Genomic DNA, 22,399 nt, shown 5'->3' with positions numbered 1-22,399 from the left:
TTGGAACATTCATCCGTACCAACCCTGCAGTTCACAACTGAAGATCTTGGTTTGACCCTGGCTGGGGAGCGGCAAGCAGGGGCTGCGTTTATTTGCGTGGCCCTGTCTTAGCAATCGGCGTACCACTCCAGGAGTTCTCATGCCCGGTCCTTCAGCTACCCAACCGCAGCGGGTTTTCAAGGGTTTCCTTGTGCCCTTGGTGCTTGCCATGGTGGCCGCCCTGCTGCCCCTTGCAGCGCCGGCCGCAGTCGCGGCAGGGCCGTGCGATCCGGCAGTCAACCCGGTGGTCTGCGAGAATTCCAAACCAGGGAGCCCGCCATCGGAGTGGGATATTGACGGCGCCGGGGATGACAGCATCCAGGGCTTCTCCACCGAGATCAGCGTTAACGCCGGGCAGCCCATCCGTTTCAAGGTGGACACCAAAGCACCCAGTTACACCATCGCGATTTACCGGACCGGCTGGTACGGCGGCAACGGCGCCCGAAAGATCGCCGATGTGACTCCCTCGGTCTTACGCCAAACCCAACCTGCCTGCAGGAGCGATCTCACCACGGAGTTATACGACTGCGGCACGTGGGCTGTTTCAGCAACCTGGCAGGTACCGGCGACGGCGGTCTCAGGGGTCTATGTGGCTCTGCTCACCAGGCCGGACACCGGCGGCCAAAGCCATATCACCTTTATTGTCCGCAATGACGGCAATCGATCCTCAATTGTGTTCCAGACGGCTGATCAGACGTGGCAGGCGTACAACACCTATGGCGGCGCCGACTTCTATCAAGGGGCAGTCAACGGGCGTGCATACAAAGTCAGTTACAACCGGCCCGTGAACACGCGCGACGGCATTGGGGGCCGCGATTTCTACTTCGCCAACGAATACCCCATGGTTCGGTTCCTTGAGCAAAACGGCTATGACGTCAGCTATGTCAGTGGACTTGATGTGGACCGCAATGGTGCGGAACTGCTCAACCACAAGGTGTTTCTTTCCGTAGGGCATGACGAATACTGGTCCGGACCGCAGAGGGCCAGCGTTGCTGCCGCACGTGACGCAGGCGTCAACCTTCAGTTCCTCTCCGGCAACGAAATGTATTGGCGCACGCGGTTTGAACCTTCTTCCGTGGACGGCGCTGCCGGCAGGACTTTGACGTGCTACAAGGAAACCTGGAGCAATGACAAGATTGACCCCTCAAGCCAATGGACAGGCACGTGGAGGGACCCCCGCTTTGCTTCCCAGGCGAACGGCGGCGGCCTGCCTGAAAACGGCCTGACAGGCACCCTTTACATGTCCAACTACTCCGACCTGCCAGTGACGGTATCAGCCGCGGAAGGCAAGACGCGCTTGTGGCGGAATACCTCGTTGGCTTCCTTGGCGGCAGGTTCCACAGCCGCGTTGGCGCCACATACTGTGGGTTACGAGTCCGACGAGGACCTGGACAACGGCTTCCGTCCAGCGGGCCTCGTCCGGCTCTCAACAACAGTCGGCAGCGTCGCTGAATACCTGCAGGACTACGGCAACACGGTCAAACCAGGGACCACAACCCATAACGTGACCCTTTACCGGGCCGCCAGCGGGGCGTTGGTTTTCTCAGCCGGCAGCGTCCAATGGAGTTGGGGTCTGGACCAGGAACACGACGGCGATGGCGCGGCCGCTGATGTGCGGATGCGTCAGGCACAAATCAACCTTCTTGCCGACATGGGAGCCCAACCGGCAACACGTGCGGCAGGACTCGTTGCTGCGAGCGCCAGTACTGATTCGACTGGCCCCGCTGTGTCCATCACGGCCCCCGCCAACGGCGCCACCGTCCCGCAGGGAAACAGTGTCACGGTCAGCGGAACTGCCACGGACACCGGCGGCGTAGTGGCCGGCGTCGAGGTTTCCACCGACGGGGGCAGCACGTGGCATCCGGCACAAGGCAAATCGTCCTGGACTTATACCTACATCCAGAAGGGCCTGGCCACGGCAACGGTGCAGGTACGGGCGGTAGATGACAGCGCCAATATAGGCCCTGCTACCACAAGGAACCTGACCCTCACTGGCCCGTACACCGTCTTCGGCCAAACCGTACCGGCGACTACGGACTCCGGCGACGGCGGCGCCTACGAGATGGGCATGCGGTTCAGTCCTTCCGTGGACGGGTTCATCACAGGGGTTCGCTTCTACAAGAGCACTGCGAACACCGGCGCGCACATCGGTTCATTGTGGAGCTCCACCGGTACGCGACTGGCCACCGCCACGTTTGCCAACGAGACGGCCTCGGGATGGCAGAGCGTGCTGTTCAGCCAGCCAGTGCCTGTTACGGCCGGACAGAAATACACGGTCTCCTATTGGGCCCCAAGAGGGCACTACGCTACAAAGGACTTCCAGTGGGCGAGCTTTGGATTCACCGATCCCCCGCTGAAGGTGGCCGGTGGCTTCGGTGCTGAGCCCGCCGGCGTTTACAGCACATCCCAAAGCTTTCCGACCACGAGCTTCAATGGCGGCAACTACTTTGTTGACGCGGTCTTCAGCACCGTGGACACCTCCCCTTTGACGGTCACGGGACAATCGCCCATCCCCTCGTCCTCCAGCGTTGCTGTCACCACCAAGGTCAATGCAACGTTTTCCAAGCCTGTCACCGCGGCAAGCGTCCAGCTGACCCTAAAGTCCTCTGCAGGACCGGTGGCGGGTACTGCCACCTATGATGCGACAACACGAAAGGCTACGTTCACACCTACTTCGCAGCTTGCCTTCAGCACCGTGTACACGGCGACCTTGGCAGGGACAGACAGCACCGGAGGCCAAGTAACCTCAGGCGGCACGTGGACGTTCACCACGGCAGCCACCGCGTCGGTGCCTGGTTCCTGCCCTTGCAGCCTCTATGACGACACCGTCACCCCGGGCATTGCAGAGATCCAGGATGGAGTGCCGTTGACATTGGGTGTCCGTTTCTCCAGTGTCTCTGACGGGCAGGTTGCCGGTATCCGCTTCTACAAGTCAGCGGGCAACACAGGCTCCCACACGGGCACACTCTTCACAGCCGGCGGGCAGCAGTTGGCGACGGTAACCTTCGCCAACGAAAGCAGCTCCGGATGGCAGACAGCCATGTTCAGCCAGCCGGTCCAGATCACGGCAAACACTGAATACATAGCGTCGTACAAGTCACCCACGGGAGCCTACTCAGCCACTGCCAACGGCTTTGGCCAGGGACTTAGCGTTGGCCCCCTGAGGACCGTTTCCGATGCCGGAGCCTTCACCTATAGCGGGGACTTCCCCTCCTCACGGTCCTCCTCCAGCTATTTGGTGGACGTCGTGGTGCTGGTCTCTGCACCACCGTTCACGGTGGGCGGCCATAACCCGATCCCCAACGCTTCGAGCGTCCCGCTCAACACTACGGTCAGCGCAGTCCTCTCAGAAGCCGCAGTAACCTCGAGCGTTGCACTAACGCTCAAGACCGCGGCAGGGGTGTCAGTTACCGGGAGCACTGCCTACGACACAACTACCCGAAAAGTCACCTTCACCCCGGCAGCATCGCTGGCAGCAGGGACTTCCTACACGGCAACGGTGACGGCGACTGCTGTATCCGGGCAACCGATGTCCGGTGGTGGATCGTGGCAATTCACCACCGTCGCGGCGGCGGGCACACCTGGTGCGTGCCCCTGCACCTTGTACGCGGATACGGTGACGCCTGCAACCCTGGAAGTCAATGACGGGGTCCCGCTGTCATTGGGCGTCCGATTCACCAGTGACACCGCCGGCCAGGTAACCGGAGTGCGCTTCTACAAGTCGGCCGGCAACACCGGGACCCATACCGGATACTTGTACACGGCAGCCGGCCAGGTCCTGGCGACGGTGACCTTTGCCAACGAATCCAGCACAGGGTGGCAGACGGCATCCTTCAGCCAAGCTGTGAACATCCAGGCGGACACAGAGTACATCGCCGCCTACAAGACACCTACCGGCAAATACTCCTACACTTCCGGAGGGTTTGGCGACGGCTTCACCAGCGGTCCGCTCAAGACCCAACCGGATTCCGGGGCGTACTCCTACAGCAGTGACTTCCCGAATACGTCATCCACAGCAAGTTACCTGGTGGATCTGGTGTTCGCGGTAGCGGCGCCGCCGCTAAGCGTCAGCGCGCAGGTACCCGGGCCGGGAGCCACCGCCATTCCCACGGATGTGAAACCATCCATCACGTTCTCTACCGCCATCAAGCCCGGCGCCTCCTTCACGTTGACAGCGAACGGCTCGGTGATCGCCGGGACGGCTGCGTTGTCTGCGGACGCCCGGACCATCACTTTCACACCAGCGGCCGTCCTGCCGGCCAATACTGTGATTTCCGCAAGCGTTTCCGGTGTCGCCTCCTTGAGTGGTCAGACCCTGCCGGCAAGCAACTGGCAATTCACCACTGCCGCAGCATCTGTGCAGTCCTCCACTATTTTCGGATCGTTGATTCCACAGACAGCTTCGAACTCTGATGCGCTGTCTGTGGAACTGGGTACTGCGTTTACCGTCTCCCAAGCGGGAAATGTGACAGGCATCCGCTTCTACAAGGGAACCGGTAACACCGGAACCCACGTGGGCTCGCTCTGGAATGCGGCCGGCACCCGCCTGGCTCAGGTGACCTTCACCAACGAGACCGCAACAGGCTGGCAAACCGCTACCCTGGCAACACCGGTGGCTTTGTCTACAGGGCAGACGTACGTGGTGTCCTACCGGGCACCGAACGGCCGCTACTCCTCGACCCAAGGCTTCTTCAACCAGACGTGGACAAGCGGGGTCTTCACGGCCATCGGCCCGAACAACGGGCGGTACCGGTACGGCACGGGAGGCGTGATGCCCAACAATTCCTGGAACGCTACGAACTACTTTGTTGACGTGGTGTACTCCACCACTGCACCGGCCCAACAACAGGCAGCGCCGTCACCGTCACCGACAGCGACTCCGACGGCCACGGCCACGGCCACGGCCACACCAACCGCAACAGCAACTCCGACGGCGACGGCGACGCCCACGGCAACTCCGAGCCCCTCGCCGAGTCCCACACAAACCGGCGGCCTCCTTTGCGGGTTGTTGCAGGTCTGCTGATCCCTGACCGCAGGCGAGTTTCTTCCGCCGGCGTCCGACCCCTGAACTCCGGGCCGGGTGCCGGCGGACCTATGCTGCAACACCCGCGTGGCAACGCCGGCTTGATCCGGGGGTACTCTCCGCGGAGGCCTTTAACGAACGACGCTGGGCGACCAAGCATGAGCAATGAAGAGGCTCGGTTGGGACCCGGGTACGGATCCCAGCTTCCATATGTTGCTGTCGCCTTCGATGGTTTCATCAGCCAAGCCATACAGAAGGTTTTGGTTATCCAGCCATTCGATCTGGTCATCAACGCTGCGCTTCTCTGACAAGACGGTTTCCTGTCCCGTAGCGAGGTCCAGCACAGCGACGTTCCAGTGAGCTGTCAGCGCCCCGCCGTCGTTCTTCTTATACGCAATACGTGTACCGTCAGGAGAGATTGACGGACACTCCACATGATCGTGAATAGCGGTCAGGGTCTTGGCGGACAGGCTCCCCCGCACCAGCCAGATGCGTCCGGAAGAAGCGGCCGTGGCGTAGAAAACATCACTCTGGCCGGGAGCGAACGTGACACCCCATATGTTTCTATCAGTGGCAAGCAGCCGCTCACCGTTGACCATCAAGGCGAAATCCTCAAGGTTTCCGGCTGTGCCGTCCTGAAAGCTGATCTCTGTAGCCGTCGAAAAGCCCGCGGCGGCGTAAGAGTGGCCGGAGACAAATACCGTGGTGGCGATCATGGACCCATCAGGGCTGATGCGGGTCCTGCTGGGAATTCCCGGAACCGGCCACACCCGTTGTTGCTGCCAGTTGCGGTCCAGGACAGCAGCCTCAAACGCTGTCACCAGCCCCCGGTTCGTCTTCAGGCAGACCACCTTTTCCGGCGTTCCGTAAACGCGATCGCATTCCTGCCCGCTCACGGCCCGGGAGCCGCCGGGAGAGGACAGCGGGACCGTGGCTGCGTTTCCATAGCCTTGGCCCGAAGCAGTGTTCCGGAAGAGGATGAAGGAACCGGCAGGCAGCGGCTGGCTCCCCGTGACACCCACCGACGACGCTGCAGTTCGGCTCTCTTCGAAACGCTGGTAAGCCGCCACCGCGTAAATACCGGCCGCAACAACAACAAGTGCCGTGACGGCCAGGAGGGCGCCCCACCGCAGCTTGCTTTCCGTCAGCAAACCGCTCATGCGACGTTGCTCGAATCCTCTGCCGGTGCAACCCGTGCGCCACGAAGGATGAAGGCCACAGCCATAACAGCGCAAGCCAACAATCCGCCCGCCAACACCATGGCCGTCGATGCACCTAGTGCATACCAAAGGACCCCAAAACCTGCCGATGCCAGCATCCTGGTGAGCGCCACCACCGTCTGCGCAGACGCGATCCCCGTGGCAAGCTTCCCCGGCGGTGTCAGTTGACTGGCCAAGGCGGCCAGGACGCCGTCGGTGGCTGCGTAGAACGCCCCCAGAAGAATCAGGCAGCCCATGGTCGCCCAAAGCCCTCCGAAAGGTGCAGCAGCAAGAAGATACGTCGCCAGCAAGGCAATGTGTCCGCCTACGAACACCGGGACTTTCCCCATCCGGTCCGCCAGCCGGCCCAGCGGAATGGCGAACGCCAGGAACATCACGTTGGTGCCTACAAACAACAGCGGGAACCATTGAACGGCGAAAGAATCCCGCGCCTGCAGGACCAGGTAGATGAAGCCGTCGCCAATGGTGACCAAGCCCAGGAGGCCCGCAGCAATCAGCAGCTTGCCCAGCCCCGGTTCCTTCAGGTGGCTCCAGGAAAAAGCAAACAGCCGCCGGGCCTCGCGCTCCTCCATGCCTTGAAGCCCACGTGCCTTGATATCCGGCACCACCAAGGCCAGGACGGCCACACCAATCACTGCGAAGGCCAGTGACACCACAAATACCGTACTGAAACCGTTGGGGATCATCAGCAAAACGAAGAACGCAATCAAAGGACCTGCTGCCGCGCCGATGTTGTCCAACATCCTGTGGACGCCAAAGGAGCGGGCCAAATGCTCAGGCTGCGCAGACACTGAAATGAGGGCATCCCGGGGAGCCGTGCGAATACCCTTGCCCACTCTGTCGCCGGCGACGATCGCCGTGATCGCCCAAAAGCCTCCAGCCACGAGGAAACCGATCCTGGCGAGCATGGATAAGCCGTAGCCCGCCAATGCTATCCGTTTGGGGTGGCCGCTGCGGTCCGCAGCCCAGCCGGCAGCAATCCTGACTATCGCGCTGGCACCTTGGTTGATGCCATCGATGAAGCCGAAGGCAATGGTGGACAAACCGAGGAAACCGGTCACATACAGCGGCAGGATCGCAGTGACCGATTCCGAGGAAACATCGGTCACCATACTCACAATTCCCAACCACAGGATGACCGGAGACAAACGGAACGGCACTTCGCTCGATAGTGCCGTTCGTGTTCCCTCCGGTTTGTTCCGTTTACCGCGGTCCGAGAGTGAAATGTACATCGCTGCCCCTAGTCCGCCGCCGTGCGCAGGCTGCCCAAAAGTTGGAAGCGTGAATTGCCTGTACCTGTCGTCGACACCGAGACCGTGACTGTGTCCGCGCCTCGTACGAATCGTTCGGCCATGGCACCCTCCGTAGCCGGGGCGGCCTCGGACCAGAACCCGTGGGACACCAACGACTGGCGGAAGGAGGCCAATACCTCAGCCTGTGGCTTGGCAATGATGCCATCCGCGGCAACCTGGAGGACGTCACCAGAGGTGGACACTGACGTGGAACCAATGGTTGTACCTTCGGGCAAGGTCAGGACGCCTGCGGGCCAACCATCCACGACTTCACCGGCAGCGCTGCCCGGCTGAGGCAAGGAACCGGTAATCAACGGGGCGGGGGCAGCAGGTTCAGGCAAGCCCGTGGGGGTAGCTGTTACCGGCGGCAGGACCTCAAGCGGCTTAGCCGTGGCCGGGCTGCCGTCGCCCTCACCGCTGTTGCCCCCACTGCCGCTGCCGCTTCCGCCGCCTTCGGTGAGCGAGGACGGACTGCCGGACGTCTGCTGGGGGAACGGAGCCTCACCGGAAGCCCCTGATTCCGCTCCCCCTGACGCACCGGCGCTCGAGCCTGCACCCGGAGCGGATGTCGAGGTGCTTTGTGCAGCAGAAGGCCCTGGCTTCCCGGCCATCTGGTCCAGGACGATGGCGACGGCTGCGATCAGCACAGCAAGGCAAATGCCTGCAAGCACCAGCCGCCGCGCCATCATGGCATGTCCACAGTGACCGTGAAGCCAAAAGGTTGGTGGGCTATGTCAGAAAACACAGCGGATAGAACTGACGCCACCGAAATTGTGGTGGCGTTCAACCTTGCGATGGCGATTCGACGCGCCAAGCTGTTCATGGGGACAGTCTGCCATTGCCACCCTGATTCCGGAACAGTTTTGGGCCTACCAACGTCCATTCCGCGGCCGCGGTTGGCACACCGGGCAGGTATAGGAGGAACGGTTCATGAACTGTTCCCTCTTCATGATGCTCCGCAGGCCGATTGACTCGCAGCGGCCGCAGGGTTCACCAGCACGTCCGTAGGCATTCAGTGACCGGGCGAAGTACCCTGAATCGCCGTTGACGTTGACGTAGAGGGAGTCAAAACTTGTCCCCCCGGCGTCGAGGGCGGCATTCATGACGTCCTTCGCAGCCTCAACCAAGCGCTCCGCGTCTGCCCTGCGAAGGGTATCCGTGGCCTTGGCGTAGTGGAGGCGGGCGCGCCACAGGGCTTCATCAGCATAAATGTTGCCGATTCCTGAAATCACCGATTGATCCAGCAACGCACGCTTCAGGCCCGTCTTCCGGCCTTTGACCTTTCGGTAGAACGCGTCGAAGGAGAAGAAAGGGTCCAGCGGGTCCCTGGCAATGTGGGATGCTTCTTCCGCAATCTCCGGCAGCGGCGTTTCGCCCAAGCCTCCAGGACCGCCGTCTACCGTTGGCACCAACGACGTCACGAACAGGCCACCGAATATCCTCTGGTCAACAAACCGCAGTTGTTGGGGCATGTCAGCTACGGGACTGAGCCTGATTCTGACTTTGAGGTGCTTTTCATCCGCTACACCGGGATCCTGCATCAGCAGTTGCCCGCTCATTCCCAGATGCGCCATCAGCGCCACCTTTGAGAGGTTCTCCCCGTCGGTTCCCAATCCAGGATCTGGCGAGCCGGACATGGCAAGGGGCATCCAGAGAAATTTCCCTCGCCGTACAACATCCAGCACCGTGGCATGTTCAAGATTGCCGATGAAGTCTTCGGTTCCGAGCGCGTGCCTTCGGATGGAGCGGGGATCGAGGACCTCCACGCCGGTGATGGTCCGTCCGCGGACCCAACGGGCCAAGCCCCGGCGGACTACCTCTACTTCGGGAAGTTCAGGCATAGGTCAGGAGGAAGCAGGACCGGCAGTTGTGGGATCCAAAGCGGTCAGGGCGCGCCAGGCATCGGCGGCGGCTTCCTGTTCCGCTTCCTTCTTGGAATGCCCGGAACCCCGGCCGTACGGTGTACCACCGATATTCAGCACTGCCTCAAAGGTCCGGGCGTGATCCGGCCCTGAGCCTTCCACCGCATAATGGATGGCACCCAGTTGCCGACTCGCCGTGAGCTCCTGGATGCTGGTCTTCCAGTCAGTTCCTGCCCCAAGTGCACCGGCATCCTTCAGGAGCGGGCCCACCAGGCGCATTACCAGTTGGCGTGCGGTCTCAATATCGTTCGAGAGATAGGTGGCGCCAATCAACGCCTCCATGGTGTCAGCCAGGATGGAGGCCTTGTTCTTGCCGTCCGTCAGCTTCTCGCCCTGCCCGAGGTAAATGAATTCGCCAACGCCGATCTCACGGCCAATTCCAGCCAAGGCACGCGTACTGACGACGGCGGAACGTCGCTTGGCGAGCTCGCCTTCGGGCAGCGAGGGGTTCTCACGGTAAAGAGAATCGGTGACGGAGAATCCCAGAATGGAGTCGCCGAGGAACTCGAGGCGCTCGTTGGTGGGAATCCCGCCGTTCTCATACGCATATGAGCGATGTGTCAGAGCAAGACGAAGCGTCTCGGTGTCAATCGAGACACCGAGACGCTTCAGAAGCTCTTCAGTTGAAGACATCCTTAGTCAGCCTGTACGGCAGATTAGGCGTCTGCGACCTTGCGGCCCTTGTATTCAAGGAACAGCGCGGTGCCGGCAGAGTCAGTAACGACCTTTGCCTGGTGCGGCAGGCTGTAGGTAACCTGACCGTTTTCGATGGTCTTGACCAAGTTGGGGGCAGTTGCCTTCCACTGGGCACGGCGGGCGCGTGTATTTGCGCGAGACATTTTCCGCTTGGGAACAGCCACGGCTATCTCATTTCTCTCTTAGACGAACACTTACTAATCGGTTTGCCGGTCAGTCTTAGCCAGATCAGCTAGGGCAGCCCAGCGAGGGTCAATGACCTCGTGGTGGTGCCCCGGCTCGTCTTCCAGGCGCGCTCCGCATTCGGAACACAGACCCTGGCAGTCTTCCCGGCACACCGGCTGGAACGGCAGCATAGTGACAACTGCGTCCCGCAACACCGGCTCAAGATCGATCAGATCGTACTCGACTCGACGTTGCTCTTCATCGTCTTCTTCGCCTGAAAGCTCAACACCTTCATAGAAGAAAAGTTCTTGCACATTGACCTCAAGGTCATACGCAAGGGGATCCAGGCATCGACCGCATTCGCCCGTTACTTCGACGTCTACGGTTCCGGATACCAGAATTCCTTCGTGTACGGCCTCAAGACGAAGATCCAGCTCGATATCCGAGCCTTCCTTTACGCCAATGAGCGCCACACCAAGGTCACTTGGCGCAGGTACATGCTCGTTGAGTGTCCGCATGGTCCCTGGACTACGTCCAAGGTCCTTGACTACCAGCGCCAAGGGCGAACTTGCATCTCGCTTAATGAGAACTCCTGTAGAACATATGACCGACGTACCATCTTAGCCTGATCACGCTTGAGGACTCAAACCGACGCCGGGCACAGGTGAATGCGCAGTGGTTTCAGCTTGGGAACTCCGCGCTAAGGGCGCAAGGTACCCGTCAAGCCTACCCCTTGCGAGGCTGATCCGTTGCCGGCTCGCCAGCGAGAAGCCTTTTCAGCACCGATTTGGGGACAAAGTCCGAGATGTCACCACCAAGGACGTTGATCTCCTTGATCAAGGTAGAGGAAAGGTGCAGGTAATGCGCTTCGGCAGGCAGGAAGACCGTTTCGACGCCGGTCAACTGGCGGTTCATGGTGGCCATTGGCAGTTCGTAATCGAAATCCGAAGATGAGCGAAGGCCTTTGACTATGGCTGAAACACCCCGGTGGCGGCAGTACTCAGCCAACAGCCCCTCACCCATGGGCTCAACGATGATCCCGCGCAAGGAGGCCAGCGTTTCGCGGGCCATCTCCATGCGGTCCTCAAGACTGAACCTGTACTTCTTGGCGTAATTGGTGGACACGGCCACGATGACTTCGTCGAACAGGCCGGCAGCCCGGGCGATGACTTCGAGATGTCCGTTGTGGATAGGGTCAAAGGATCCAGGGCATACCGCGCGTCTCATGAGACGAACCTACCCCATGACTTCGCCGGGATACCATGGCTGACATGGCATCCGCAGGCAGCAGCCCTTCCCTTGATTTGAGCGCCGGCACTCCCCGGGACACCAAGCCGGCACCCTGGCAGCGGGCAGCCATGGGAGCCAACCTGCTTTCCCCCGGAGGAGGCCTGGGAGTGACAATTTTCGAGGAAATGACCACCCTGGCAGTGTCCACCGGCGCCATCAACCTCGGCCAGGGGTTTCCCGACGAAGACGGCCCGGCAGAGATCAAGGCCGCGGCCCAATCCGCCATCACGGCCGGCGCCAACCAATACGCCCCCGGCAAAGGCGTTCCGGCACTCCGGGAAGCCATCGCCGCGCACCAGCAACGCTTCTACCGGCTGACCCCGGATCCGGAAACCGAAGTCCTGGTCACAACAGGGGCCACAGAGGCCATAGCAGCCACGCTGCTCGCTTTCGTCCAACCCGGCGACGAAGTCCTTACCTTCGAACCCTTCTACGACTCCTACGGCGCCATCATCGGCATGGCCGGAGCCAAACACGTTACGGCTCCCCTGCTGGCCCCGGATTTCCTTCCCGACCTGACCGTTTTGGAAAACTCCTTCAGCAGCCGCACCAAGGTTGTCCTCCTGAATAATCCGCACAACCCCACAGGCGCCGTTTTCCCGGAATCCGTACTGGCCAGGATTGTGGACCTGGCCGCAAAGTACGGTGCCATCATTGTCAGCGACGAAGTGTACGAGCACCTCACGTTCGGCGTGACGCACCTTCCCATCACCTCGCTACCCGGCGCCGGCGAACGCACCATCACCATCTCCTCTGCGGGTAAGACCTTCTCCTTCACCGGGTGGAAAATCGGCTGGCTTACCGGCCCCGAACATTTGGTAGCCGCGGTTCGCACCGTCAAGCAGTTCCTGACATATAGCTCCGGCACGCCATTTCAAAGCGCCATCGCCGTAGGCCTGGGCCTTCCCGATGAGTTCTATACCGGCATCGCCGCTACCCTGCGCCGCAAACGGGACATCCTTGCCAAGGGGCTGCGCGCTGCCGGATTCGGCGTGTACAACCCCAGCGGCACCTACTTCATCAACGTGGACACTGCCCCCTTGGGCATCCTCGACTCCGTTGAACTGGCCAGGCGCTTGCCGGGGCTCGTTGGAGTGGCAGCCATCCCGGTCCCCGTGTTCTGCCATCCGGAAGGCGCGGACCGCACACGCAGCCTGCTCAGATTCGCGTTCTGCAAGAAGACCGACGTCCTCGAAGATGCCGCCGCACGGCTCGCCACCCTCAAGGACAGGCTCTGAACGCCGCGGGCTCCGGCCATCACCAGGCAACGCGCTTCCTGCGAACCACAGGCCAACACGCGAGGATCGAGGCCGACACACTTATTGAGGGCAGCTATATCCTCAGCATTGGCGGCGCCGAACAATCCCATGTGAACCTGGCCGATCCCTCCCACATCTTCTACGAATACCTGCGAAGGATCGGGCATGTAGTTGACTTGGCGGCAGAGCCCGGAAAGCCCATCAAAGCCCTCCACCTGGGCGCGGGGGCCCTCACTTTGGCACGCTATATCCAAGCCACCCGGCCCGGCTCCGAACAATTCGCCGTAGAGCTTGAGCGGGAACTCCTGGACTTCGTACTCCAGAATCTGCCCATGCCTGAGGGCACCGCGTTGACCACACTTATAGGCGACGCCCGGGAATCGTTGGCTGAGCTTCCCGCCCAGGTGATGTTCGACGTCGTGATTCTGGACATCTTCTCCGGGCCGGAGGCCCCTGCCCATATCGCCTGCCGCGAATTCTACGAAGAAGCAGCGGCGCGGCTCCAGCCCGACGGCGTGCTGATCATCAATGTGGGGGACGAACCTGCACTGACGCTCGTTCGCAGCCAGGTGGCCGCACTGCGCCTGGCCATGCAGGATGTGGCAGCCTTCGCTGAAACCGGGATGTTCGCAGGACGCTACCCGGGCAACATCGTCCTGGTGGGCACCGGCAAACCGTGGCCTCAGGAGTGGACAGCGCAACTGCTGACCCACGGCCCCCACCCTGCCACTGTCCTCACGGGCGTTGCGCTGGACGCAATATCAGGCTAGCGCCCCCTAAAGACCCGCAGCCTTAGGCCGGTTCAGCGAACCACAGCTTGGTCTCACCGTACTTCTTGTCGGCGAAGCACTCCAACGCCTCCGGCCATGACGGTTCCGGGCTCCGCGAACTCCGCTCCACCACCACAACAGCCCCCCCGTCCACATGCGGCGCCAGCTTTGCCAGCACAGCGCCCAGAGCCGGCTCATCCAAGGGATAAGGCGGATCAAGAAAAATCAGGTCCCACACGTCTGCATCGCCTGCGCGCTCCAAAAATGACTCCACCTTGGAACGATGAACAGAAACCCTCTTGCCGCCGAGCAGCTGGTTCACCAGATCCGCATTGCGCTGGCAGACATCGCTCGCTTTGGCATCGAACTCCACCAGGTCCACGGTCCGGGCTCCCCTGCTGGCACTTTCAACGCCCAAGGACCCCGAACCTGCGTAAAGGTCCAGCACCCGGGCACCGTCAATGACGGCCAAGGACTCCAGACGGGAAAACAACGCTTCCTTTACCCGGTCCGTGGTGGGACGCGTGGCCGTTCCGGGGACGCTGGTCAGCGGGTTTCCACCACCGACTCCGGCGATGATCCGGCTCACAGGGATTCTCCACGCCGGCGCGTGCGGGGATCTCTAACCGCGTTCAAGGAACGCCTCCTTCTCAGGGTTCAAATATTCGTCGATTGCGGCGGCCAAGGCGGGCTGATGGTCCAGGGCCGCGTCTTCGGACACCAGGTTTTGGGCGTCGGTACGTGCCCGGGCAATGATGTCTTCATGCTCAAGTACGCGGAGCAACTTCAGCGTGGAGCGTCCGCCCGATTGCGAGGCACCCAGGATGTCTCCCTCCCTCCTGAGTTTCAAATCCTCCTGGGACAGCTCAAAACCGTCCGTTGTTGAAGCCACCGCGTCAAGGCGCCGACGACTCGGATGCCCGGGCTCCAAAGTAGTCACCAGCAGGCATGTGCCCGGCAATCCGCCGCGGCCCACCCGGCCGCGCAACTGGTGGAGCTGCGAGATGCCAAAACGGTCGGCATCAAGGATCACCATGAGCGTGGCATTGTGGACATCCACACCCACCTCAATGACGGTGGTGGACACGAGCACTTTGGTGTTGTTGGAGGCGAACGAAGCCATGGTCTCCGACTTTAACTGCGGATCCTGGCGCCCGTGAAGCGGCGCTACGGGGACGCCGGCCAGCGCCGGCTCCTCCAACAGGGCTTCGACAACCGCCGTCACCGAAGCCAGTTCCCGCGCCGGGCCTTCGTCTGCGAGGTCCGCATCGCTGGGTTCCGCTTCGCCCGGGCTGAAGTCGCCGTCGTCGTCCGAACCAATCTTGGGGCACACCACGTAAACCTGATGACCGGAGTCGACTTCCTCGCGTGAACGCTTCCAGATGCGGTCCACCCAACCGGGATTCTCCGCGAGCCCCACCACGTGCGTAGAGATGGGTGCGCGCCCGGCCGGCAGTTCATCGAGGATGGAAGTTTCAAGGTCGCCGAACACGGTCATGGCCACAGTGCGGGGAATCGGCGTGGCGGTCATGACCAGCAAATGCGGCGGCCGTTGTGCTTTGGCCCGGAGGGCATCGCGCTGCTCAACGCCAAAGCGGTGCTGCTCATCCACCACAATCAATCCGAGGTCCTGGAAGCTGGTCTTATCGCTCAGCAGAGCATGAGTGCCTATGACGATGCCGGCGTTTCCAGAGGCCGCATCCAGCATTGCCTGCTTGCGCACAGCCGTAGGCATGGAGCCGGTCAGGAGCGTCACCTGCACGGCTTCCTGGGCCGGGTCACCACCGAGCATGCCCGCACCACCAAAGACCTGGTCACGGGCCAGCGCCCCCAGAGTTTTTCGGATGGAGTGAAAATGCTGGGCCGCCAAGACCTCGGTGGGAGCCAGGAGCGCAGCTTGGCCCCCTGCATCCACAACCTGCAACATTGCACGCAGGGCCACAATCGTCTTGCCCGAACCCACCTCTCCCTGGAGCAATCTGTTCATGGGATTGTCGCGCCCGAGCTCTTCAGCCAGCGTCTTTCCGACGGCGGATTGGCCGGCGGTCAGCGTAAAGGGCAGGTTCTGATCGAATTTGCTGAGAAGACCGTTCTTGCGCGGGCGGCGCGCAGTGGCTTCTTCAGCGGCAAGCTGGGCGCGCCTCCGCGCCAGGGCCGTTTGCAGCACCAGGGCTTCCTGATACCGGAAGCGCTCCTGGGCGCGCTGCCAATCTTTGGCGACCTCGGGTGAATGGATCAACCGGTATGACTCAGCCACGCTAAGCAACCCGTCTCTTCGGACGATGCTTGCCGGAAGTGGATCCTGCATGGAATCAAGGTCCATGGTTTGCAGCAAAGCCATAATCACCTTGTGAATGGACCAGCTGGTCAACTTGGCCGTTGCAGGATAGACGGGGATGGGCATGGCAGCGAGCTTTTCGGGATCCACGGAACCCTCGGCTTCGGGGTCCTCGTCCAGTAGAAGAAAGTCAGGGTTGGTCAGCCCAAGGGCCCCGCCGTATCGCGATACCTTGCCCGAGAACATGGCCCGTCGGCCTGGAAGAAGTTCTGCCTTGGCCCGGAACCCGTTGAAGAAGCTGACCTTCAACGTACCCGGAACACCGGCTCCTCCGGCCTCGTCAGTGACCACGACGTCCGTGATCGAACCCCGCCGCGCCCGCATTTGGCGCGTGCTGTTCGACAGTACCCGGGCAATCAGCGTGACTTCCTCATCCAGCGGAAGGTTACTGATGGGCGTCAGTTCACCACGGCTCAAGTACCTGCGCGGGAAGTAGTTCAGCAAAGCTCCGGTGGTTTTGAGGCCCAAGTGTTTGTCGATGACGGCAGCGGAGCGCTTGCCTATCCTACGTTCCAGGGGCAGTTCCAGCTCAGAATTCATGCCGTGACGGGCCCGGAACATTGAAGGTTTCGTGAAAGCTGCCGGCCTCGCTGTCCGAGGCTTCGTCAGTGGCAGGGTCCTCGCCGTTCTCACGCGGTATGGCCAATTGGCTGACCGCGATATCGGTGGGCTCTCCCAAGGAACGGATAAGTGCCACTGCCGGCTCCGGATCCGGGACATGTACGTGAACGCGCCATCTGTAGCTGACTTCGACGCTTGATTCGTCGTCGTCATCATCCCTGCCCTGAGCTCCGCCCACCTGGCTCATAATCACCGATTCGCCCATCTCGTCCAGGCGCTGCCGGAGGATGGCCGCGTTCAACGGCGAAAGGTTGATGGTGCACATGACTTCCACGCCGTCGTCGGCCGGCATGCGCTCATGGATGTGCGGATCCTGCAACTTGTAACCGTGGAGGCCATCGAGCAGTTCATCCTGGAGTTCTTCGCCGAGGACGGCGGCGCGCAGGCAATCGAGGACCAACAGCATCCCTACGCCTCCTGCGTCCACAACCCGTGCTTCATGCAGCTGGGCAAGCTCATCCTCGGTCCGGACTACAGCTTGGTAGGCTGCCTCGACCACTGCGTCCAGGGAGAGCCCCAGTGCATGGTTGCTGTCGTCGCCGCTCTGGGATGCGTCTACAGCCTGGGCAGCGTGTGCGGCGGCCTCCAAGACCGAGAGCATAGTGCCGGCCACAGGCTCGCTCAAGGCAGACCAGGCCCGGATCTGTGCCCTGTTCAGCGCAGTTGCAAGCAGCGGCGCGCTAAGGCGCGATTTGCCGGCCAAGGGCTCTGCAGCGGCGCACAGGAACACGGCAAAAAGGGTGCCGGAGTTGCCGCGGGCCTGTTCCATGGCTGCCTGCCCGGCGCGGGACAGCAAGGCCCCTACGTCGTTTCCGGTTTCCGTAGCATCAGTGGCTGTTCCACCCAAGGCAGCGACGGCCGCCCGGACGGTGAGGTACAGGTTGGTTCCGGTATCGCCGTCAGCGACAGGAAAAATGTTAATCGCGTTCAGTCGGTCGCTATGGTTGCCCAGGACCACCTCCGCCTTGCCGAGCCAACGTTTCATGGCGTGCGCATTCGCGGCGATCTTAGTCTGCAAAGTGATCCCATCCAACGGTGTCCGCAGTTTGCCCGGAAATCCGGACGCCACTGCCTGGCGGCTCGACAACGGCTTGAACCGAGCCTATCGCAGTGAAGCCCTGGGGTAGCTGAATAGTTGCCGGAAACGTGGCCAGCAAACCATGGTCTTCTCCCCCGCCCAATACCCATCTCATGGCATCTGCATCAAGCGCCGTCGCTGCGGGTAACAAAGGAACTGCATAATTCTCCAAGGCCGCGGGATCGAAATCCAGGACCACGTTGCTCGCTTCGGCCATGCGGCTTCCGTCGCGCATCAGGCCATCGGAAATGTCCAACATGGCGGTGGCGCCGGCACGCGCAGCCAAAGGTCCGGCGGCCAATGGAGGCAGCGGCCTGCATTGCTTTTCCACCAAACTCCGCAACTCCGCTGACAGGCTTTCCAAGGGAATGTCGCTTTCCAGCAGTGCCCAGCCGGCAGCTGCCTTCCCCAACGTCCCCGAAACTGCCAACACATCCCCGGGCCTGGCACCGGACCTCAGTACCGGCGCCAAACCGGCAAGCGTGCCGACGACGGCGACAGTCACCGCCAGCTCGCGCCCGCGGCCCAGGTCTCCCCCGGCCACCGAGCAGTCCGGGGCACCCAGGCCCACAATCGCCGCCGTCAGTCCATCGGCAAACGCTTCAACCCATGCGACGGGCGTTTCCGGCGGCATTGTCAGACTCACCACGAGACTGGTTGCGCTGCCGCCCATGGCATTGATGTCGCTGAGGTTTTGCGCCGCGGCTTTCCACCCGACGTCGTATCCGGTGGTCCGGTAGCCGTTGGGCCACTCAAGCCGGAAGTCCTGGTCCTGCGTCTGGGTATCGATGGAGATGAGGGTCCGGCCATCCGGTGCTGCGATCAGGGCAGCGTCATCGCCGGGGCCCAGCAGAACGGAGGGGGTGTGATGCAGTCGCGGAAAGATCCTGGCGAGGAGCGCAGACTCCGAGAGGTCTTGGACGGTCAACTGTTCTACTGGCACTGCACTCGATTCTTCTCTTGACACGACTCCCGGCCTTTCCGGTGACACTGCATCCGGATCTTATCCCGGCACTGCTTTACGGTATCGTGACCCACCGACAGGATAATGCGGCACTTCCCCGCGGCGTTCCAACGGGGCTTGCGCCCGGGATTTCAACAGGCGGTCCACCGGAATGTGACCTGCGACAAGGCGGATCTTCCAGCCAGCGCGTGCGGGATAGGCTGGACGGATGCACCGAAAGACCCTGCGCCGGACTGCTCTGGCCATCACCCTGGCTTCCGTATCCGTCACCGCTTTGTCAGCCTGCGCCCCGGCCGTGGACGTCACAGCAGCCGCAGATGCTGCCAACCCTGCCTGCGCACCCATGATGGTTGCCCTTCCCGATCAGATCGGCGATGCTGCCCTTCGCAAAACCAACAGCCAGGCGACTGCGGCCTGGGGCGATCCTTCCCAGGTCATTCTCCGCTGCGGCGTCAATGTTCCCGGCCCCACTACGGACCGTTGCGTGAGCGTCAATGACATCGATTGGGTCATCAAGGAAGGCGATCCCGTCTACACCCTGACCACGTTCGGTCGCCAACCTGCCACCGAAATCCTGATTGATCCGGTCAAACTTGAGGCAGCGAACATCAGTTCTGCAACTGTGCTGACGGAATTGGCAGCTGCGGTTGGCAAGATCAAGGCAACAGGAAAGTGCGTGGGCCAGGAAGACCTTCAGAACCTGCCCTCCGCACAGTAGGGACCTCCGGCGAGGCTAATCCAATTCCTGTGAGGTCAGCGCAGCCCTGTCTTGCGGGTCAGGGCCAGATGGATCAGTTCATCGATCAGGTCACCGTAGGCCAAACCGGATGCCGCCCACATCTGCGGGTACATGCTCTTGGGCGTAAACCCTGGCATCGTATTGATCTCGTTGATGATCAGCTCCCCGGCCGGGGTGTAGAAGAAGTCCACACGGCTGAGTCCTTCTGCTCCGACGGCGTCAAAAGCAACTGCAGCGAGTTCACGCACCCGTGCGATTGCTTCATCCGGCATGTCAGCCGGGCAGCTCAGGGCCGCAGCCCCGTCCTCAACATACTTGGCCGCAAAGTCGTAGAACTGGTGCTCTCCTGCTGCCACGGCGATCTCTCCGGGCATGGACGTACGGGGAGCCTCGGTACCACGGCCCTGAAGGACCGCACACTCGATCTCGCGGCCCACGATGCCTGCTTCAATGACCAGCTTCAGGTCGTGGTGGCGGGCTTCCTCTATTGCTGCGTCCAGCCCTTCGATCGAGTCCACCTTGGAGATACCCATGGACGAGCCTGCACGGGCAGGCTTGACGAATACAGGGAATCCAAGCTTGTCCACGCGCTTACGAACAGCCTCGGCGTCAGTGATCCATTCACGGTCCGTAACAGCCACGTACGGGCCAACGCTTAACCCGGCGGATTCGAACACCACCTTCATGAAGTGCTTGTCCATTCCCACTGCCGACGCCAGAACGCCGGCGCCCACATAGCGGGTATCCGAAAGCTCCAGGAGGCCTTGGATGGTTCCATCTTCTCCCCACGGCCCATGCAGCAAGGGAAAGACAACGTCCACTGCACCCAGTTCCAGGGGTACGGCATTGGGCTCGGTCACGATGAGCTGATGCTCGCCCCCCACCTCGGCCAGAGTGACGGTTTTGCCCGACGGCGCCACTTCCGGAAGCGCTGCAGAGCTCAGGGACCACTGGCTGGTGTCGCCCGAGGCAAGAACCCATTGGCCTGATTTGGCAATGCCGATCGGTATGACTTCGTACTTGTTTTTGTCGATCGCGCCCATGACACCGGCCGCGGTGACGCAGCTGACGGCGTGTTCGCTGGAGCGCCCTCCAAAAAGGATCGCTACGCGGGGTCGGCCCGTCACGGGGGTGGATTGGTCAGTCACCATCAGTAGTCGCCTTCGGACTTCAGTGCCCGGGCCAGTAGTCGCGGCCCCAGGTCATCAACGGACATTCTGCCTTCAAGCACCGCCACGACGGCAGCAGTAATAGGCATTTCAACATCTAATTTGCCGGCGAGTTCATGCACAGCAGGGCCGGACTTTATGCCCTCTGCTGTCTGGGTCATGCGTTCAGCAACTTGCTCAAGGGTGAGACCTTCCCCAAGAAGCCTGCCTGCGGTGTGGTTGCGTGAGAGGGCTGAAGAGCACGTGGCAACAAGGTCTCCGAGACCGGCAAGACCGGCCATGGTGTGGGCTTCTCCGCCAAGGGCCAGCGCAAGCCGGGACGTCTCTGCGAGTCCACGTGTGATCACGGAAGCCTTGGTGTTGTCACCCATCTGCCGGCCTTCGCAAATGCCCACGGCAAGGGCAATCACATTCTTGACGATTCCACCGATTTCCACGCCTACAACATCGGTACTGGTGTAGGGCCGGAAGTACGGTGCCGTGCAGCACAGCGCTATGGCAGCAGCGGTCTCGGCATCGCTGCAAGCAACAACGGATGCCGTTGGTTGCTCCCTGGCAATCTCCATCGCCAGATTGGGGCCGGAGACCACTGCCACACGCGACTCAGGAAGACCCAACTCCTGGGCAATCACTTCACTCATCCGGGCGTCCGTGCCCAGTTCCAGTCCCTTCATCAGGGAGACAACCACGGCATCCGGGGCGAGAAACGGTTTCCACTCTCCGAGTTGCGGTCGCAGGGATTGAGCCGGAACGGCGAGGACCACCAGCGTGGCCTCCTTGAGCACTTCCTGCACGTCCGTTGAGGCCGTGACAGAAGGTGGGAGGTCAATATCTTTGAGATATTGCTCGTTGCGGTGCGAAGCATTGATTTGCTCCACCACCTCGGAACGGCGTCCCCAGATCCGGATGCTGCGCTCGGATCCGGTAGCCGCAGCTGCGTCCGCCAAGACCTTGGCGAACGTGGTTCCCCAGGATCCCGCCCCCAAAACAGCCACAACGTCCGGTGTGTTGACGGTGCCGTCCACGGTGGTCACTCGCTGTCATTCCCTTCTTGCGCATCAGGAGAGCCGCCTTGGATGAAGCGGCCGTGCTTGGACTGTTTGTGGACAGCCGGATCCCACCGCTCAGCCGGGGCATCTTCACCTCGAAGTTTTTCAAGAAGCTCAGTGATGGCGTCCATGATGACGTCCGTGGCGGCGGTCAGTGTTGCCCGGTCCATGGGCCGGCCGCTGAACGCACTGAGATCAACAGGCTTCCCTACCAGCACGCGAACAGTTTTGCGAGGGAACACATGGAACCGCTTGGCATACCGCGGGAAAACTTCCTGTGCACCCCAGTGCGCCATGGGAACCACCGGCGCACCGGTCTGCAACGCAAGCCTCGCCGCCCCTGTATGGCCTTTCATCGGCCACAGATCGGGATCCCGGGTGAGAGTGCCCTCGGGATAAATGATGATGGCACCTCCGGCGTCCACCACTTCTTTGGCGACTTGCAGCGAGCGGTTCGCTCCCGCCGTCGAGCGTTCAACGGGAATCTGGCGTGTGGCGTGAAGCAGCGATCCCAGTACAGGGACTTTGAAGAGGCCCGTCTTCGCGAGGAAGTGCGGTGGCCGCTTCTGGTTGTACACCATGTGTCCGATCACGATGGGATCGATCTCAGTGCAATGGTTGGGTGCGGCGATGAAGCCGCCGGGCGGAAGATTCTCCAACCCTTCCCACTTCTTGGACATCAAGAGGTTCATCAGCGGACGGGCGAGGCCGGCCAGCAGCACGAACGTTGCACGGCTCTTGGCCGATTCCTTCAAAGGAGCCCCC

19 protein-coding genes are annotated in these 22,399 nt (G+C 61.6%); 4 read left to right on the top strand and 15 right to left on the bottom strand.

The window, feature by feature from the left end; genetic code table 11:
- The first annotated feature begins 139 nt into the window (after window positions 1-139).
- A complete protein-coding gene (locus tag BACI9J_RS08005; protein WP_159733911.1) occupies window positions 140-5,062 on the top strand; it encodes a DUF4082 domain-containing protein in 4,923 nt (1,640 codons plus the stop codon).
- A gap of 131 nt (window positions 5,063-5,193) precedes the next feature.
- Here BACI9J_RS08005 and BACI9J_RS08000 read toward each other — a convergent pair whose 3' ends face one another.
- The 8 genes from BACI9J_RS08000 to coaD form a co-directional block, all read right to left on the bottom strand.
- Complete coding sequence (locus BACI9J_RS08000; protein ID WP_159733910.1) at window positions 5,194-6,222, bottom strand: TolB family protein; 1,029 nt, start codon at window positions 6,220-6,222, stop codon at window positions 5,194-5,196.
- Window positions 6,219-7,442, bottom strand: a complete 1,224-nt coding sequence (locus tag BACI9J_RS07995; RefSeq protein ID WP_159736401.1) for an MFS transporter — start codon at window positions 7,440-7,442, stop codon at window positions 6,219-6,221. Before BACI9J_RS07995 ends, BACI9J_RS08000 begins: the two co-directional genes overlap by 4 nt.
- Before the next feature lie 80 nt (window positions 7,443-7,522).
- Entirely contained in the window at window positions 7,523-8,263 is a 741-nt protein-coding gene (locus BACI9J_RS07990) for a hypothetical protein (protein ID WP_159733909.1), read from the bottom strand.
- 180 nt (window positions 8,264-8,443) lie between these two features.
- The gene (gene mutM, locus BACI9J_RS07985; protein ID WP_159733908.1) at window positions 8,444-9,415 is read right to left on the bottom strand and encodes a bifunctional DNA-formamidopyrimidine glycosylase/DNA-(apurinic or apyrimidinic site) lyase; all 972 of its coding nucleotides are present in this window, start codon (window positions 9,413-9,415) and stop codon (window positions 8,444-8,446) included.
- 3 nt (window positions 9,416-9,418) lie between these two features.
- The gene (gene rnc / locus BACI9J_RS07980) at window positions 9,419-10,129 is read right to left on the bottom strand and encodes a ribonuclease III (protein ID WP_159733907.1); all 711 of its coding nucleotides are present in this window, start codon (window positions 10,127-10,129) and stop codon (window positions 9,419-9,421) included.
- Window positions 10,130-10,152: 23 nt separating this feature from the next.
- Window positions 10,153-10,356 (bottom strand): 50S ribosomal protein L32, encoded by a 204-nt coding sequence (rpmF, locus tag BACI9J_RS07975; protein ID WP_011775139.1) that lies wholly within the window; start codon window positions 10,354-10,356, stop codon window positions 10,153-10,155.
- Window positions 10,357-10,389: 33 nt separating this feature from the next.
- Entirely contained in the window at window positions 10,390-10,917 is a 528-nt protein-coding gene (locus BACI9J_RS07970) for a YceD family protein (RefSeq protein ID WP_011775140.1), read from the bottom strand.
- Window positions 10,918-11,083: 166 nt separating this feature from the next.
- The gene (gene coaD, locus BACI9J_RS07965) at window positions 11,084-11,584 is read right to left on the bottom strand and encodes a pantetheine-phosphate adenylyltransferase (RefSeq protein WP_159733906.1); all 501 of its coding nucleotides are present in this window, start codon (window positions 11,582-11,584) and stop codon (window positions 11,084-11,086) included.
- 35 nt (window positions 11,585-11,619) lie between these two features.
- Between coaD and BACI9J_RS07960 the strand changes: the two genes are divergently transcribed.
- Together BACI9J_RS07960 and BACI9J_RS07955 are read left to right on the top strand one after the other, a co-directional pair.
- Window positions 11,620-12,885 carry an aminotransferase class I/II-fold pyridoxal phosphate-dependent enzyme gene (locus BACI9J_RS07960; RefSeq protein WP_159733905.1) on the top strand — a complete coding sequence of 422 codons (1,266 nt, stop codon included), beginning with the start codon at window positions 11,620-11,622 and terminating at the stop codon, window positions 12,883-12,885.
- Between the two features lie 131 nt (window positions 12,886-13,016).
- Window positions 13,017-13,676 (top strand): spermidine synthase, encoded by a 660-nt coding sequence (locus BACI9J_RS07955; protein ID WP_159733904.1) that lies wholly within the window; start codon window positions 13,017-13,019, stop codon window positions 13,674-13,676.
- Window positions 13,677-13,698: 22 nt separating this feature from the next.
- Here the strand turns inward: BACI9J_RS07955 and rsmD are convergent, their stop codons facing one another.
- Genes rsmD through BACI9J_RS07935 form a run of 4 tightly spaced genes read right to left on the bottom strand, consistent with a single transcriptional unit; the run spans window position 13,699 to window position 18,656 of the window.
- Window positions 13,699-14,265: a 16S rRNA (guanine(966)-N(2))-methyltransferase RsmD gene (gene rsmD / locus BACI9J_RS07950; protein ID WP_159733903.1), complete on the bottom strand. Its 567-nt coding sequence runs from the start codon at window positions 14,263-14,265 to the stop codon at window positions 13,699-13,701.
- Window positions 14,266-14,298: 33 nt separating this feature from the next.
- Window positions 14,299-16,554 carry an ATP-dependent DNA helicase RecG gene (locus BACI9J_RS07945; protein WP_159733902.1) on the bottom strand — a complete coding sequence of 752 codons (2,256 nt, stop codon included), beginning with the start codon at window positions 16,552-16,554 and terminating at the stop codon, window positions 14,299-14,301.
- Window positions 16,544-17,620: a DAK2 domain-containing protein gene (locus tag BACI9J_RS07940; protein ID WP_159733901.1), complete on the bottom strand. Its 1,077-nt coding sequence runs from the start codon at window positions 17,618-17,620 to the stop codon at window positions 16,544-16,546. The genes BACI9J_RS07945 and BACI9J_RS07940 overlap by 11 nt, the downstream gene beginning before the upstream one ends.
- Before the next feature lie 22 nt (window positions 17,621-17,642).
- Entirely contained in the window at window positions 17,643-18,656 is a 1,014-nt protein-coding gene (locus tag BACI9J_RS07935; protein ID WP_201296534.1) for a thiamine-phosphate kinase, read from the bottom strand.
- Window positions 18,657-18,885: 229 nt separating this feature from the next.
- Here BACI9J_RS07935 and BACI9J_RS07930 point away from each other — a divergent pair, with 229 nt between their 5' ends.
- A complete protein-coding gene (locus BACI9J_RS07930) occupies window positions 18,886-19,395 on the top strand; it encodes a DUF3515 family protein (RefSeq protein ID WP_159733899.1) in 510 nt (169 codons plus the stop codon).
- 35 nt (window positions 19,396-19,430) lie between these two features.
- On the opposite strand, the gene BACI9J_RS07925 is transcribed toward BACI9J_RS07930, so the two are convergent.
- From BACI9J_RS07925 to BACI9J_RS07915, 3 genes are read right to left on the bottom strand one after another with little or no spacing between them, the layout of a single operon-like run.
- A complete protein-coding gene (locus BACI9J_RS07925) occupies window positions 19,431-20,567 on the bottom strand; it encodes a D-alanine--D-alanine ligase family protein (RefSeq protein ID WP_159733898.1) in 1,137 nt (378 codons plus the stop codon).
- Window positions 20,567-21,619: an NAD(P)H-dependent glycerol-3-phosphate dehydrogenase gene (locus tag BACI9J_RS07920; protein WP_159733897.1), complete on the bottom strand. Its 1,053-nt coding sequence runs from the start codon at window positions 21,617-21,619 to the stop codon at window positions 20,567-20,569. Before BACI9J_RS07920 ends, BACI9J_RS07925 begins: the two co-directional genes overlap by 1 nt.
- Window positions 21,616-22,389: a lysophospholipid acyltransferase family protein gene (locus BACI9J_RS07915; protein WP_159733896.1), complete on the bottom strand. Its 774-nt coding sequence runs from the start codon at window positions 22,387-22,389 to the stop codon at window positions 21,616-21,618. The genes BACI9J_RS07920 and BACI9J_RS07915 overlap by 4 nt, the downstream gene beginning before the upstream one ends.
- Between the last annotated feature and the right edge of the window lie 10 nt (window positions 22,390-22,399).

Origin of the sequence: Arthrobacter sp. 9V, assembly GCF_902506065.1 — a bacterium.
In the GTDB taxonomy this organism is placed as follows: Bacteria; Actinomycetota; Actinomycetes; order Actinomycetales; family Micrococcaceae; genus Arthrobacter.
This window is presented reverse-complemented; position numbering and strand designations above follow the sequence as displayed.

Bases quoted from the DNA above. Each gene is read 5' to 3' on its own strand.
- BACI9J_RS07930 (WP_159733899.1), top strand. From the start codon at position 18,886: ATGCACCGAAAGACCCTGCGCCGGACTGCTCTGGCCATCACCCTGGCT.
- rnc (WP_159733907.1), bottom strand. From the start codon at position 10,129: ATGTCTTCAACTGAAGAGCTTCTGAAGCGTCTCGGTGTCTCGATTGAC.
- BACI9J_RS07925 (WP_159733898.1), bottom strand. From the start codon at position 20,567: ATGGTGACTGACCAATCCACCCCCGTGACGGGCCGACCCCGCGTAGCG.
- BACI9J_RS07990 (WP_159733909.1), bottom strand. From the start codon at position 8,263: ATGATGGCGCGGCGGCTGGTGCTTGCAGGCATTTGCCTTGCTGTGCTG.
- BACI9J_RS07945 (WP_159733902.1), bottom strand. From the start codon at position 16,554: ATGAATTCTGAGCTGGAACTGCCCCTGGAACGTAGGATAGGCAAGCGC.
- BACI9J_RS07960 (WP_159733905.1), top strand. From the start codon at position 11,620: ATGGCTGACATGGCATCCGCAGGCAGCAGCCCTTCCCTTGATTTGAGC.
- mutM (WP_159733908.1), bottom strand. From the start codon at position 9,415: ATGCCTGAACTTCCCGAAGTAGAGGTAGTCCGCCGGGGCTTGGCCCGT.
- coaD (WP_159733906.1), bottom strand. From the start codon at position 11,584: ATGAGACGCGCGGTATGCCCTGGATCCTTTGACCCTATCCACAACGGA.
- BACI9J_RS08000 (WP_159733910.1), bottom strand. From the start codon at position 6,222: ATGAGCGGTTTGCTGACGGAAAGCAAGCTGCGGTGGGGCGCCCTCCTG.
- BACI9J_RS08005 (WP_159733911.1), top strand. From the start codon at position 140: ATGCCCGGTCCTTCAGCTACCCAACCGCAGCGGGTTTTCAAGGGTTTC.
- BACI9J_RS07940 (WP_159733901.1), bottom strand. From the start codon at position 17,620: ATGAAACGTTGGCTCGGCAAGGCGGAGGTGGTCCTGGGCAACCATAGC.